Annotated in this window: 15 protein-coding genes; 7 read left to right on the top strand and 8 right to left on the bottom strand. The window is 67.2% G+C overall.

Annotation, left to right across the window (positions count from 1 at the left end; translation table 11 throughout):
* The first annotated feature begins 75 nt into the window (after positions 1-75).
* From AC1VXD_RS10145 to AC1VXD_RS10135, 3 genes are all read left to right on the top strand, one after another.
* On the top strand, positions 76-480 hold the full coding sequence (locus tag AC1VXD_RS10145; protein WP_482991957.1) for a hypothetical protein: 405 nt from the start codon (positions 76-78) through the stop codon (positions 478-480).
* Between the two features lie 94 nt (positions 481-574).
* The gene (locus tag AC1VXD_RS10140; protein ID WP_482991956.1) at positions 575-1,531 is read left to right on the top strand and encodes a L,D-transpeptidase family protein; all 957 of its coding nucleotides are present in this window, start codon (positions 575-577) and stop codon (positions 1,529-1,531) included.
* 4 nt (positions 1,532-1,535) lie between these two features.
* The gene (locus AC1VXD_RS10135; RefSeq protein ID WP_482991955.1) at positions 1,536-2,177 is read left to right on the top strand and encodes a M23 family metallopeptidase; all 642 of its coding nucleotides are present in this window, start codon (positions 1,536-1,538) and stop codon (positions 2,175-2,177) included.
* A 20-nt stretch (positions 2,178-2,197) separates the two neighbouring features.
* Here AC1VXD_RS10135 and AC1VXD_RS10130 read toward each other — a convergent pair whose 3' ends face one another.
* From AC1VXD_RS10130 to hflK, 7 genes are all read right to left on the bottom strand, one after another.
* Positions 2,198-2,605, bottom strand: a complete 408-nt coding sequence (locus AC1VXD_RS10130; protein WP_482991954.1) for a hypothetical protein — start codon at positions 2,603-2,605, stop codon at positions 2,198-2,200.
* Positions 2,568-3,212, bottom strand: coding sequence for a nucleotidyltransferase domain-containing protein (locus AC1VXD_RS10125; protein ID WP_482991953.1), 645 nt, complete (start codon positions 3,210-3,212; stop codon positions 2,568-2,570). The genes AC1VXD_RS10130 and AC1VXD_RS10125 overlap by 38 nt, the downstream gene beginning before the upstream one ends.
* A 72-nt stretch (positions 3,213-3,284) precedes the next feature.
* On the bottom strand, positions 3,285-3,929 hold the full coding sequence (locus AC1VXD_RS10120) for a hypothetical protein (RefSeq protein WP_482991952.1): 645 nt from the start codon (positions 3,927-3,929) through the stop codon (positions 3,285-3,287).
* Between the two features lie 154 nt (positions 3,930-4,083).
* Entirely contained in the window at positions 4,084-5,376 is a 1,293-nt protein-coding gene (locus tag AC1VXD_RS10115; protein WP_482991951.1) for an adenylosuccinate synthase, read from the bottom strand.
* A gap of 480 nt (positions 5,377-5,856) precedes the next feature.
* Positions 5,857-6,042: a DUF2065 domain-containing protein gene (locus AC1VXD_RS10110; RefSeq protein ID WP_079222788.1), complete on the bottom strand. Its 186-nt coding sequence runs from the start codon at positions 6,040-6,042 to the stop codon at positions 5,857-5,859.
* Positions 6,043-6,110: 68 nt separating this feature from the next.
* Positions 6,111-6,974, bottom strand: a complete 864-nt coding sequence (gene hflC / locus AC1VXD_RS10105; RefSeq protein WP_116864314.1) for a protease modulator HflC — start codon at positions 6,972-6,974, stop codon at positions 6,111-6,113.
* Positions 6,971-8,104, bottom strand: a complete 1,134-nt coding sequence (gene hflK / locus AC1VXD_RS10100) for an FtsH protease activity modulator HflK (RefSeq protein ID WP_482991950.1) — start codon at positions 8,102-8,104, stop codon at positions 6,971-6,973. The genes hflC and hflK overlap by 4 nt, the downstream gene beginning before the upstream one ends.
* Before the next feature lie 152 nt (positions 8,105-8,256).
* Here hflK and AC1VXD_RS10095 point away from each other — a divergent pair, with 152 nt between their 5' ends.
* Together AC1VXD_RS10095 and pilH are read left to right on the top strand one after the other, a co-directional pair.
* Entirely contained in the window at positions 8,257-9,252 is a 996-nt protein-coding gene (locus AC1VXD_RS10095) for a YhdH/YhfP family quinone oxidoreductase (RefSeq protein ID WP_482991949.1), read from the top strand.
* Positions 9,253-9,340: 88 nt separating this feature from the next.
* Entirely contained in the window at positions 9,341-9,712 is a 372-nt protein-coding gene (pilH, locus tag AC1VXD_RS10090) for a twitching motility response regulator PilH (protein WP_005410644.1), read from the top strand.
* A gap of 141 nt (positions 9,713-9,853) precedes the next feature.
* On the opposite strand, the gene AC1VXD_RS10085 is transcribed toward pilH, so the two are convergent.
* Positions 9,854-10,747, bottom strand: a complete 894-nt coding sequence (locus tag AC1VXD_RS10085) for a DnaJ C-terminal domain-containing protein (RefSeq protein ID WP_164074729.1) — start codon at positions 10,745-10,747, stop codon at positions 9,854-9,856.
* 226 nt (positions 10,748-10,973) lie between these two features.
* On the opposite strand from AC1VXD_RS10085, the gene AC1VXD_RS10080 reads away from it, so the two are divergent.
* Positions 10,974-11,456 (top strand): redoxin family protein, encoded by a 483-nt coding sequence (locus tag AC1VXD_RS10080; protein ID WP_482991948.1) that lies wholly within the window; start codon positions 10,974-10,976, stop codon positions 11,454-11,456.
* A gap of 46 nt (positions 11,457-11,502) precedes the next feature.
* Positions 11,503-12,075, top strand: coding sequence for a ferritin-like domain-containing protein (locus AC1VXD_RS10075; protein ID WP_482991947.1), 573 nt, complete (start codon positions 11,503-11,505; stop codon positions 12,073-12,075).
* Positions 12,076-12,538: the final 463 nt, after the last annotated feature.

Raw genomic sequence — 12,538 nt, 5'->3', positions numbered from 1 at the left:
GCTCCAGAAAACGCTTGACCCTGAAGTTTACTTCAGCCCTGACAGTACGCCCTCTTTCTCCTGTTGAAGGCGTCCATGCTCACCTCCCGTTATCTCCGCATCGTCCGCGCCAGCGCCTTCTACGACCTGCTGGTCACCCTGCCCTTCGCCCTGCCTTGGACGTTCGCACCCCTGCACGCGGCGATGGCTGCGCTGGCCGATGCCTGGCAGCTGCCGGGCCAGGTACCGGCGCTGGACCCGCTGCACATGCTGCTGGCCAACCTGCTCGGCTCGGTGGTGGTGATGTGGTCGCTGGCCCGCGTGCTTGCCCCCAGCGTGCTGCTGGGCCGGCTCGATGCCGCCGCACGCGGGCTGTTCGCGCTGTGGCAGGTGTATGCGGTGCTGCACGGTGCCAGTGCGATCCTGCTGCTGTTCACCGTCGCCGAGATAGGCTTCGGCGTGCTGCAGAGCTGGCGCATCCAGGATCAATCCGCACGTTGAGCGCTCATCTGCCGCTCAGCAACACGCCCGTGTTTTCACGCGGGCTGGCCGCGGGGTGCAGGCATGGTGGGGGCACGTTCTTCAGGAGCTTCCCATGCGTTCACCCCGTGTCGCCGTGCTTGCGCTGTCGCTGCTGGTTTCCCCTGCATTCGCGCAGGCCCCGCCGGCCAACCTGCCTGCGCCCATCGCCGAGCGCGCGGGACCGGACATCGCCGCCCGCTCGCCGCTGCACGCACAGGTACTGCTGGACCGCGCCAATTTCTCGCCCGGCCAGATCGATGGCGAGGTGGGCAGCAACCAGCGCCGCGCGGTGTCCGGCTTCCAGGCCGCGCACGGGCTGACCGTCACCGGCGAACTCGACGATGCCACCTGGAAGGCACTGCAGGCCGATGCCAACGCGCCACTGGCCAGCTACACGCTGACCGCCGACGACGTTGCGGGTCCGTTCCAGCCGGTGCCGAAGGGTCCCGCCGCACAGGCCAAGCTGAAGGCGCTGGGCTACGGCAGCGTGGAGGAAGCCTTGGGCGAGCGGTTCCATGCCTCGCCCGAGCTGCTGAAGGCGCTCAACCCCGGCGTCGATTTGGGCAAGGCCGGCAGCCGCATCCAGGTACCCAACATCGCACCGGCGCCGCTACCGAAGGCGGCCAAGCTGGTGGTCGACAAATCCGATTCCACTCTGCAGTTGCTTGATGCAGCCGGTAAGGTCATCGCGCAGGTGCCGGTGTCGTCGGGCAGCCAGCACGATCCGCTGCCGATCGGTGAATGGAAGATCCTCGGTGTGTCCCGCGACCCGACATTCCACTACAACCCCAAGCTGTTCTGGGATGCGCGCAAGGGCGAGAAGAAGGCCACGCTGCCGCCGGGCCCGAACAATCCTGTCGGCCGGGTGTGGATCGACCTGTCCAAGCCGCATTACGGCCTGCACGGCACGCCCGAGCCGGGCCACGTGGGCAAGACCGAATCGCATGGCTGCGTGCGCATGACCAACTGGGATGCGCTGCGCGTGGCCGATGCCGTGGATACCTCGGTCCCCGTCGTGATGCAGGAGTGACCCGATGCGTCTTTCGCAGCTGATCGTACTGGGCGTGCTGCTGGGGCTGGGTGCCGGCTGGTGGCTGCGCCGCGATGCGGGTGAGCCGGTGGCGGTTGCCTGGCCCGCAGCTCAAACGGCGGTGGCCACGGCGCCGCCGGCTGCGGCTGCAACGCCGCACGCGGACGCCCCGGTTCCCACGACCATGCCCCCGTCCAGCACCAGCGATGCGCCAACCGGCCTGCTGCTGCCGGTGCAGGGCATCCAGGCCTCTCAGCTGCGCGACACCTTCACCGATGCACGCAGCGAGGGCCGCGTGCACGATGCCATCGACATCATGGCCGACGCCGGCACGCCGGTGCTGGCGGTGGCCGATGGGACGGTGGAAAAACTGTTCGACAGCGAGCGCGGCGGGCTGACGATCTACCAGTTCGAGCCCAGCGGCCGCTGGTGCTACTACTACGCCCACCTGCAGCGCTATGCCGATGGCCTGGCCGAAAAGCAGGTCATCAAGCGCGGTGAGGTGATCGGCTATGTCGGCAGCACCGGCAATGCCAGCGCCGATGCCCCGCACCTGCATTTCGAGGTGCATGTGCTGGGGCCGGAAAAGCAGTGGTGGAAGGGCGAGTCGATCAACCCGTACCCGTTGCTGCAGGCGGGGCGCTGACGCGTCAGCACCCGCTTTGCTCAGAGGCCTGAGGCAACACGCACCACGTCACAGGCCGTAATCAGGTCTTCCACCAGGCGGCCGCTGACATCGAGTTCGCCCTCGTACTCAGCGATGTTGCGCTGCTGGTGGCATTTGTCGAGCACGCGCCATACCTCCGGACCAACGCCGAGCGTGTGCTTGAGCGACTGGAACACGATGTAGCGGTTGCTGGGCCGGAAACCCTGCGCGCGAAGCGCGGCGAGGCTCAACGCGTGCGCAGCGTTGTAGGCAAGATCGAAACGACTTTCCAGCGACAACGTGGCATTGCGTGCGTCACGCAGCCGCGCAAGGCCCGAGCGCTGCAGGCCTTCGATCTCGCGCGGATCGGGCGGTTCAACGGTGAGCGGTTTACCCGCCCCGACCAGATTCTGCAATGGCGAGGTCATCCTTTCCTCCAATCACCCACACCTTGGGTTGTTCGAGAACACGCTGCAGGAAGGCATTGCCCTTGCGCAGGCGATCATGCAGTTCGTCATGCGTGTACAGCGTCGGGTTCACCGGCCGTCCCAGGCGATCTTCCAGCGGATCGAGCACGGCCATCAGCTCAGCATAGCCCAGCGTATCGGAGACCAGCATCAGATCGATGTCGCTGTGCGCGCTGTCCGTGCGCTTGGCCACCGAGCCGAAGACGAAGGCCAGTGCAATCTGGTCCTGCAACGGTTGCAACGCCTCGCGCAGCGGCTGCGCCAGACCGATGGTCTTGTGCACCAGCGCCACCAGCTCGGCATGGATCGGTGAGCCGGCAAACGCGCGATAGCGCTTCTGGTTGCCGACCCTACGCTGCTCGACCAGGCCGCTTGCGACCAGCTTGGCCACTTCGCGCTGCACGGCGCCGGAGCCTGCACCGCTGCCGCTGATCAGCTCGGAAATGCTGAAATCACGACGATCCTGCCCGAACAGCAGGGCCAGCACCCGTTGCTGGGTCTGGGTGAACAGCGCGTCGGCCAGCCCGATGGGGCCGGTGGAAGACGTATTGGGAGCTTCATTACCCATATTGGGCATTATTGTACCCATATTGGGCATCTGGCAAGTAGCCTGCCCCACCCCACCGGGCATGGCCCGGCGCTACCGCGCCCGAGGACGGGGTTGCCACCTCCGCAGCGCGATGCTGGCCGTCGCCAGTCCGCCACCCGCGATCAGCAGCAGCAGCCCCACCGGCTGCCAGAAGAAGAACGGCCACAGCCACAGGTAGTCCAGGTCGGTCAGCTTCAGCACGTCCATCGGCGGCAGCAGGTCCACCGAGGCCGCACGGCCAGCCAGCGCCGGGTCGACCTCCAGCACGGTCAGCCGCAGCCAGGAACGACCGCGTGGCAGTGCATCACCGCGGCCATAGCCGAAGTACGAGGCGGCGAACCGGTCTCGCTCGACCGATTCCAGCGCGCGGGTGGTTTCCGGTTCGGGTGCGCCCGAGCGTGTCTTGGCGCGGAACTCGGTTTGATCGGTCGGGGTTTCCGCGCGCAGGCGCACTTCCGGATCGATCGCAGGATCGGCGCCGTCATCCGCATAACGCAGGCGCAACCGCAGCGGGTCGTTGATGAAGCGGTAGACCGTGACCCCGGCCGTCGCACCGGGCTGCAGCACCAGCGGCAGGGTCTGCGTGCGCGAGGCCAGGTGGTTGGCGACCGCGCCCAGCACCAGCACGATGCAGGCCAGCGTCCACAGGCTCCACAGCAGCCACAGGGTCACCCGTGCGACCGTCTCGCCCTTCATGCCGAAATCTCCGTCATCGCTGCGCGTCCCTGCCGGCTGTGCCGCCACAGTACCGAAAACGAAAAAGCCCCGCTTGCGCGGGGCTTTACCTGTCACCTACGCCGGGCATGGCCCGGCGCTACCAGTGCGCTTCCGGGCATGGCCCGTCGCTACCTCAGGCGAACGGATCCTGCAGGACCATGGTGTGGTCGCGGTCCGGGCCGGTGGACACGATGCTGATCGGGCAACCGGCCAGCTCTTCCAGCGAACGCAGGTAGGCACGTGCGGCCGGCGGCAGCTCGTCCCAGTTGGTGATGCCGTGGGTGTTCTCGCTCCAGCCCGGGAACTCCAGGTACACCGGGGTGCAGTCTTCCCAGCCCTGCGCGTCCAGCGGCGCGTACTCGGTGCGCTTGCCGTTGTATTCGTAGGCGATGCAGACCTTCAGCTTTTCCATGCCGTCCAGCACGTCCAGCTTGGTGATGCACAGGCCGCTGATGCCGTTGATGGCCACGGCGCGCTTCAGCGCGACGATGTCCATCCAGCCGCAGCGACGCGGACGACCGGTGGACGCACCGTATTCGGCGCCGCGGTCACGGATGCCCTGGCCGATTTCATCGTCCAGCTCGGTCGGGAACGGGCCGCCGCCGACGCGGGTGGCGTAGGCCTTGGCGATGCCCAGCACGTAGTCGATCGCATCGGCGCCGACGCCGGCACCGGCCAGCGCGCCACCGACGGTGGTGTTGGAGCTGGTGACGTACGGGTAGGTGCCATGGTCGATGTCCAGCAGTGCGCCCTGCGCGCCTTCGAACAGCACGCGCTTACCCTGCTTGCGCAGGTCATGCAGGATGCCGGCCACGTCGGACTTCATCGGCTGCACGTATTCGCCGAAGGCCAGGGCTTCGTCGAAGGTCTTCTGGAAGTCGACCGCATCGGTGTTCAGATACTTGGTCAGCACGAAGTTGTGGTAATCCAGCGCGGTACGCAGCAGCTCTTCCAGCTGCTTGGGGTAATGCAGGTCGGCGATGCGGATGCCACGGCGCGCCACCTTGTCTTCGTAGGCCGGGCCGATGCCGCGGCCGGTGGTGCCGATCGCCTTGCCGCCGGCAGCGCGTTCGCGCGCCTGGTCCAGGGCGATGTGGTACGGCATGATCAGCGGCGCGGCCGGGGAGATCTTCAGGCGCGAACGCACTTCCACGCCGGAGGTTTCCAGCTCGGCGATCTCCTTCTGCAGCGCGGCCGGCGAGATGACCACGCCGTTGCCGATCAGGCACAGCGCATCGTCACGCAGGATGCCCGACGGGATCAGGTGCAGGACGGTCTTCTTGCCATTGATGACCAGGGTGTGGCCGGCATTGTGGCCGCCCTGGAAGCGCACCACGGCGCCGATTTCCTCGGTGAGCAGATCGACGATCTTGCCCTTGCCTTCATCGCCCCACTGGGCACCCAACACTACGACAGACTGACCCATGACGGGCTCCTCGATTTGTTGCGGCCATCGGGGCCGCGGACGGGTAAACCGTGGCGGGGCTGGCCAGCACCCGGAAGGCGGCTCCAACGGGGAGCGGCCGGCGATGGAAGGCCCAGACACGGAAAAAGCCGAACGGGGAGGCCCGTCCGGCTTTTGTGCATTATCCGGGTTTCCGTGGTCGGGTGCCACCTTTCCGACGGACGGCTTTACCGGCCGGTCAGGCCGGCGTCTCATGTAGAGCCGAGCCCATGCTCGGCTGCCCTCCCGCCGCTGCGCGGCGCCGCCCGCGCCCAGGCTCGGGCGCTACAGCCGGGCGCCCGTGTAGAGCCGAGCCCATGCTCGGCTGCTGTGCCGCCGCTGCGCGGCGCCGCCCGAGCATAGGCTCGGGCGCTACATCCGGTCGCCTCTGTAGAGCCGAGCGCAGGCTCGGGCGCTACACCCGACCGCGCCGGCTTGCCGGCCCGCGGCCGACCCCACCATTCAGTGCCTTGCCCACCACAGCAGGCTCAGGCCGGCCAGCAGCACCAGGCCGCCGAAGCTGCGCAGGGCCGGGCTGGGCAGGTCCAGCAGGCGCTCGGCCATGCGCTTCCAGGCCAGCGGCGCGACGAACAGCAGCAGGCCTTCCAGCACGGCCACCAGGCAGACGGCCGCGAACAGATCTTTCATGTGGGGCACTCCGGAAAAAACACGGGGCCCGGCATCTGGCCGGGCCCCGTGGGATCTTGCCGAACGACTCAGCGGTCGTTCTTGAGGTACTGCAGGAACGGGTCGTTCTTGTCCAGGACGATCACGCCGTTGCCGTCGGTCATGGAGCCACGGTAGGCCTCCAGGCTGCGATAGAACGCATAGAACGACGGGTCGGCCGAGCCGGCCTTTCCGTAGATGCGGGCCGCATCGGCATCGCCTTCACCGCGCAGGCGCTGGGCATCGCGCTCGGCCTCTGCGATCAGCACGGTGCTGTCACGGTCGGCCTGGGCACGGATGGTCAGCGACTGCTCCTCGCCCTCGGCGCGCAGCTTGGCAGCTTCCTGCTTGCGCTGTGCGCGCATGCGCTCGTACACGTCGTTGATCACCTGGCTGTCGGTGGGCAGGTCGACCTGCTTGATGCGCAGGTCGATCATCTGCATGCCCAGCCCGGACACCGCTTCGTTGATGTCCTTCAGCTGCGCGGCGATCAGCTCGCTACGGTCGCCGGACACCAGCTGCTGCAGGGTGCGCGAGTTGATCTGGTTGCGCAGCGAATCGGTGATGATCGGCTGCAGGCGGGCATTGGCCACGCGCGGGTCACCACCGGTGGCACGGAAGTAGTCGCCCACGTTGGAGATGTAGCCCACGGCGAAGAAGTCGACGCTGACGTCCTTCTGCTCGGCGGTGAAGTAACGCGCGGGTGCCGTATCCAGCACCTGGAAGCGGCGGTCGAATACGCGCACGGTTTCCACCACCGGCACCTTGAAGTGCAGGCCCGGCTTGATGTCCGAACGCACCACCTTGCCCAGGTTCAGAACCATGGCGGTCTGGTCCTCGCGGACCACGTAGACCGAACCCAGCAGGGCCAGCAGGGCCGCCACGACGACGGCAATCCAGATAGAACTTCTCATCGGCTGCCCTCCTCACGGCCGCTCGGACGCCCGGTCGGGCGGGCCACCGGCCGGCCCGGATCACGGGAAACTTCGGTTGCGGTACCCGGCAGCGACGGCATCACCACCTCCGGATTCGGCACCGGGGCCGGGGCCGAGGCGCCCGGACGGGTGTCGCCGGTCATCGGCACGTAGATCAGCTGGCGACCATCGCCACCAATCACCTTGCGGTTCTCGCTCAGCACCTGCTGGACGGTTTCCAGCCACAGGCGCTTGCGGGTGACTTCCGGGGCGTCCTTGTACTGGGCCTGCAGCAGGCTGAAGCGCTGCGCGTCACCCTCGGCCTTGGACACCACGGCCTGCTTGTAGCCTTCGGCGGTGGTACGGGCACGCGAGGCCTGGCCTCGGGCTTCCGGCACGACCTTGGCGGCGTAGGCCTGGGCTTCGTTGATCAGGCGTTCCTTGACCTGCTGGGCACCGTTGACCTCGTCGAAGGCCGGCTTGACCTCCTCCGGCGGACGGGCGTCCTGCAGGGTCAGGCCGGTCACGGTCAGGCCGGTCCTGAACGCACCCAGCAACGTCTGCAGACGCTCCTCGGCGGCCACGGCCAACGGGCCACGGTTGTTCAGCACCGAATTGAGGTCGGCGCGGCCGACTTCCTCGCGCACCGCGCTCTGCGCCGACTGTTCCAGCACCTGGTCGGCATCGACGGTACCGAACAGGTACTGCTGCGGATCATCAATGCGGTACTGCACGTTGAGCGAGACGTTGACGATGTTCTCGTCGCGGGTCAGCACCGGCACCTGGATCGAGAAGGTCTTGATCTCGGTGGCGTTGACCTTGGTGACCGATTCGATCGGCCACGGCAGCTTGAAGTTCGGGCCCGGGGTCAGGATCCGCGAGAACTGGCCGAAGCGCAGCACCACGCCGCGCTGCTGTTCGCCGATCAGCTGGAAGCTGGAGAACAGCACCAGCAACACGACCGCCACCGCCACCCAACGCAGGATGCCGCCATCGAACAGGTCCTTCAGCGGCCCGGGCAGACCGCCCCAGCCACCACCATTGCCACCGCCACGCGACCCGAACGGCCCGCGTCGATTGTCCTCGGGGCCTTGTCCGCCCTTGTTGCCGCCGGGTGTATTCCAGGCCATGCACGCTCCATCAATATGTGGGCTGCGGCGCGGGCCCTTCCCGCGGCGCCAGCCGTGAATCTTCACCGATCATACAAGATGGGGCGGACTGGCAGGTTTGAAAGGGCCATGACCGGGTAAGGTGGCGTTTTCCTCGAAGTCAGGCAGCGCCGATGGCCCCCACCACCCCGTTCACCGCCTTCCGGATCGAAAACGACGATGCTGGCTACCGCAGCGGCCCAGTCCAACTGGGCGTGGACGACCTCAGCCCCGGCCAGGTGCTGATCCGCGCCCACTGGTCCTCGGTCAACTACAAGGACGCCCTGGCCGGCACGGGCAAGGGCAAGATCCTGCGGCGCTTCCCGCTGGTCGGTGGCATCGATGTGGCCGGCACCGTGGTCGCCTCCAGCGACCCGGCCTGGCGCGAAGGCGATGCGGTGCTGGCCACCGGCTGCGGGCTCAGCGAGACTCGTGACGGCGGCTACAGCCAGTACGTGCGGCTGGAATCGCGCGCGGTCATCGCCCAGCCTGCCGGCCTGAGCCCGCGCGAAGCGATGGTGCTGGGCACGGCCGGCTTCACCGCCGCGCTCGCCCTGCTGCGCCTGCAGGACAATCGGTTGACCCCGGGGCACGGCCCGCTGGCGGTGACCGGCGCCACCGGCGGGGTCGGCGCGCTGGCCGTGGACATCTTCAGCCGTGCCGGTTACGACGTGCATGCGATCAGTGGCAAGCCTGAGCAGGCCACCTTCCTGCACGACATCGGCGCCGCCGAGGTGCTGCCGCGCGAAGCACTGGCCGATACCGCGCCGCTGCAGTCAGCCCGCTTCGGCGGTGGCCTGGACAATGCCGGTGGATCGATGCTGGCCAGCTTGCTGGCGCAGACCGTGCCCTATGGCAGCGTGGTCAGTGCCGGCCTGGCCGCCAGCCCGAAACTGGAGATGACGGTGATGCCGTACATCCTGCGTGGCGTGTCACTCCTGGGCGTTTCTTCGGCCAGCGCGCCGCGCGACCTGCGTGAAGCGGTGTGGGCGCGACTGGGCGGCGAGTGGAAGCCGCAGCACCTGGACCGCATCTGCACCGCCGAAGTCGGCCTGGCGGACCTGCCGGGTGTGTTCGAACGGATGCTGGCCGGTGGCTCGCTGGGCCGCACGGTGGTGCGGATCGACTGAACGTCGCAGGCAGGCGACGGACGGCAGCGGCCGTGTTCCCACCCGCAACGTGCCCGCACTACACTGCGGGCATGACACGGGGAACAACATGGCACGCATTCTGATCGTCGACGACTCACCGTCGCAGCTGTTGGGGATACAGCGCATCGTCGAGAAACTCGGGCACCAGATTCTGACCGCCACCGACGGCGCGGCCGGGGTGGAAACAGCCAAGGCTGAACTGCCCGACCTGGTGCTGATGGACGTGGTGATGCCCAACCTCAATGGTTTCCAGGCCACCCGCACGCTCGCCCGCGATGAGGCGACCCGGCACATTCCGGTGATCCTGGTGACCACCAAGGACCAGGACACCGACCGCATGTGGGGCATGCGCCAGGGCGCCAAGGCCTATATCACCAAGCCATTCTCGGAAGACGAACTGTCCGAGGTGCTGGAACGCGTGTTCGCCGGCCAGGGCTGAGGCGATTTCTGTAGAGTCAAGCCATGCTCGACTGCTGTTGGTTACGGCAGTCGAGCATGGCTCGACGCTACATGTCAGAGCCGCCGGGCATGGCCCGGCGCTACCTTCAAATGGTCTTGCCGCCGGCGTTCCTCCGGCCGGTCAGATCGTTTCGCCGAAGGCCTTTGCCAGGTTCCGGTACGCCTTCTTCTGCGCTTCGTCCGTTGCCGCCGGGGCCACGATCTCCAGCTCCACGATCTGGTCGCCATCCGGGTTGCCCGGCAGGCCGCGGCCGCGCAGGCGCAGCTTGCGTCCAGCATCGGAATCGGCCGGGATCTTCAGTTCCACCGCGCCGCCCAGGGTCGGCACGCTGATGCTGGTGCCCAGCGCTGCCTGCCACGGAGTCACCGGCAGCGTATAGAGGATGTTGCGGCCATCGACCTCGAACTGGGGGTGGGCGGCGTATTCAACTTCCAGCAGCAGGTTGCCGCCATGGGTGCCCTGCCCTGACAGGCGGATCACCTGGCCCGGGCGGATGCCCTTGGGCACGCGCACGTCCAGCTGCTTGCCGTTGACGGTGATGCGCAGGCTGTCGCCGCCGTAGGCCGCTTCCAGCGGCACCGACAGCTTGGCCCGGGTATCGCGGTTGGGCGCCTGGCCATGGCTGCTGAAACCCGGGCCGGGGCCGGCGCCTTGGCCGCCGCGCTGGCGCGCGAACAGGCTTTCGAAGAAATCGCTGAAGCCGCCGCCGGCACCGCCGCCGCCGAACACTTCCTCGAAATTGAAGCCACCGGCACCGCCGTAGTTCGGCGGCACGTTGAATTCCTCGCCCGGGCGGTAGCCCTGCGCGCGCAGCTGGTCATAGGCCGCGCGCTTTTCCGGATCGCGCAGCGCCTCGTAGGCCTCGTTGACCGCCTTGAACTTGTCCTCGGCGCCGGCCTCCTTGCTCACGTCCGGGTGGTACTTGCGCGCCAGCCGCCGGTAGGCGGTCTTGATCTCGGCCTCGCCCGCACTCGGTTCCACCCCCAGGGTGGCGTAGTAATCCTTGAATTCCATCCAGCTACCTCGATCTGCTTCGGCCGCGCCGGTGGCGCCGCCCCGGGTTCATTCTACGCGCCGGCATGCTACGCCGCTGCCCGTGGGGCGCCGGTGACGCCAACTGATCCAGCGCAATGCGGCTGCTGTGGCCCTGCCCCAGGATGGGGTGGGCACACCCGGTTTCCACTGTCTTGACGCCACCGTCCCATCTGCCCCACTAGCCTGTCCGCAGCAAGGAGTTCCCATGACGATCCATGTCGGCGCCCGTATACCAGAAGTCACCCTCAAGCGCATCGGCGAGGGCATCGAAACGCGGGACACCCATACCCTGTTCGATGGGCGCCGGGTGGTCCTGTTCGCCGTGCCCGGCGCCTTCACCCCGACCTGCTCCGCCCGCCATCTGCCTGGCTTCGTGGAGAAGTTCGCGGCCTTCCGCCAGCGGGGCATCGACGTGTACTGCATGGCGGTCAACGATCCGTTCGTGATGAAAGCCTGGGCTGCCGACCAGCACGTGCCCGAGGGCCTGCTGATGCTGTCCGACGGCAACGCTGAACTGACCCGTGCACTTGGCCTGGAGCTGGATGCCAGCGCCTCGGGCATGGGCCTCCGTTCGCGTCGCTTCGCCCTGTACGTCGACGACGGTGTTGTTCGCGCCACCTGGATCGAGGAGCCCGGTCAGTTCGAGGTGTCCTCGGCCGACTACGTGCTGGAACACCTCCCCGTTTGATCCCCCCACGTTTGCCCCCCCACAGATGAAAGGAAACCGGCCAGCCATGTCCAAGAAGCCAGCCAACCCGTCCCACTCCGCAAAGCCCAATGGCATCACCGATCGTGAAACCCTGCGTGAACGCGCGCGTCGGAATATCGAGGATGGGGCCATCACCGAGAGCTACAGCGCGGACCGCGAAGAGGTCATCAAGCTGCTCAACGATGCCCTTGCCACTGAGTACGTCTGCGTGCTGCGCTACTACCGCCATTACTACATGGCCAAAGGCATGCTGGCCGATGCGGTCAAGGCCGAGTTCCTCGAACATGCACACCAGGAGCAGGACCACGCCGGCAAACTGGCCGAGCGTATCGTGCAGCTGGGCGGCGAACCGGACTTCAACCCGGACACGCTGACCGCGCGCTCGCATGCCGAGTACAAGGAAGGCAGCGACCTGCGCGACATGGTGCGCGAGAACCTGGTGGCCGAGCGCATCGCCATCGACAGTTACCGCGAAATGATCAACTTCATCGGCGACCGCGATACCACCACCAAGCGCATCCTGGAGGACATCCTGGCGCAGGAGGAGGAGCACGCCGATGAGTTCGCCGACCTGCTGGACGGGTGGATCGGTAAGTAACGGTTACGGCGCCGCTCACCGCTGTAGAGCCGAGCCTACGCTCGGCTGAACACCGAACGCACCCCGCGAAAGCAGCCGAGCATGGGCTCGGCTCTACCAGAGCATTTCAGCAATCGCACCGGTAGCGCCGGGCCATGCCCGGCGTCAGCGTTCACCGACCTGCTGGACGGGTGGATCGGTATGTAACGGTGACGGCGCCGCTCACCGCTGTAGAGCCGAGCCTACGCTCGGCTGAACACCGAAAGCACCCCGCGAAAGCAGCCGAGCATGGGCTCGGCTCCACCAGAGCATTTCAGCGGTCGCAGCCGCTCACCGCTGTAGAGCCGAGCCTACGCTCGGCTCAACGCCGAAAGCACCCCGCGAAAGCAGCCGAGCATGGGCTCGGCTCTACCAGAGCATTTCAGCAATCGCACCGGTAGCGCCGGGCCATGCCCGGCGTCAGCGTTCACCGACCTGCTGGACG

The sequence above is a fragment of the Stenotrophomonas sp. STEN054 genome (assembly GCF_056854535.1).
The sequence above is the reverse complement of the archived record's forward strand: the minus strand, read 5'-3'. Positions and strand labels throughout refer to the sequence as shown.

Excerpts from the sequence above, each read along its gene's own strand:
- AC1VXD_RS10145 (WP_482991957.1), top strand. The coding sequence starts at position 76 with ATGCTCACCTCCCGTTATCTCCGCATCGTCCGCGCCAGCGCCTTCTAC.
- AC1VXD_RS10140 (WP_482991956.1), top strand. The coding sequence starts at position 575 with ATGCGTTCACCCCGTGTCGCCGTGCTTGCGCTGTCGCTGCTGGTTTCC.
- AC1VXD_RS10135 (WP_482991955.1), top strand. The coding sequence starts at position 1,536 with ATGCGTCTTTCGCAGCTGATCGTACTGGGCGTGCTGCTGGGGCTGGGT.
- AC1VXD_RS10130 (WP_482991954.1), bottom strand. The coding sequence starts at position 2,605 with ATGACCTCGCCATTGCAGAATCTGGTCGGGGCGGGTAAACCGCTCACC.
- AC1VXD_RS10125 (WP_482991953.1), bottom strand. The coding sequence starts at position 3,212 with ATGGGTAATGAAGCTCCCAATACGTCTTCCACCGGCCCCATCGGGCTG.
- AC1VXD_RS10120 (WP_482991952.1), bottom strand. The coding sequence starts at position 3,929 with ATGAAGGGCGAGACGGTCGCACGGGTGACCCTGTGGCTGCTGTGGAGC.
- AC1VXD_RS10115 (WP_482991951.1), bottom strand. The coding sequence starts at position 5,376 with ATGGGTCAGTCTGTCGTAGTGTTGGGTGCCCAGTGGGGCGATGAAGGC.
- AC1VXD_RS10110 (WP_079222788.1), bottom strand. The coding sequence starts at position 6,042 with ATGAAAGATCTGTTCGCGGCCGTCTGCCTGGTGGCCGTGCTGGAAGGC.
- hflC (WP_116864314.1), bottom strand. The coding sequence starts at position 6,974 with ATGAGAAGTTCTATCTGGATTGCCGTCGTCGTGGCGGCCCTGCTGGCC.
- hflK (WP_482991950.1), bottom strand. The coding sequence starts at position 8,104 with ATGGCCTGGAATACACCCGGCGGCAACAAGGGCGGACAAGGCCCCGAG.
- AC1VXD_RS10095 (WP_482991949.1), top strand. The coding sequence starts at position 8,257 with ATGGCCCCCACCACCCCGTTCACCGCCTTCCGGATCGAAAACGACGAT.
- pilH (WP_005410644.1), top strand. The coding sequence starts at position 9,341 with ATGGCACGCATTCTGATCGTCGACGACTCACCGTCGCAGCTGTTGGGG.
- AC1VXD_RS10085 (WP_164074729.1), bottom strand. The coding sequence starts at position 10,747 with ATGGAATTCAAGGATTACTACGCCACCCTGGGGGTGGAACCGAGTGCG.
- AC1VXD_RS10080 (WP_482991948.1), top strand. The coding sequence starts at position 10,974 with ATGACGATCCATGTCGGCGCCCGTATACCAGAAGTCACCCTCAAGCGC.
- AC1VXD_RS10075 (WP_482991947.1), top strand. The coding sequence starts at position 11,503 with ATGTCCAAGAAGCCAGCCAACCCGTCCCACTCCGCAAAGCCCAATGGC.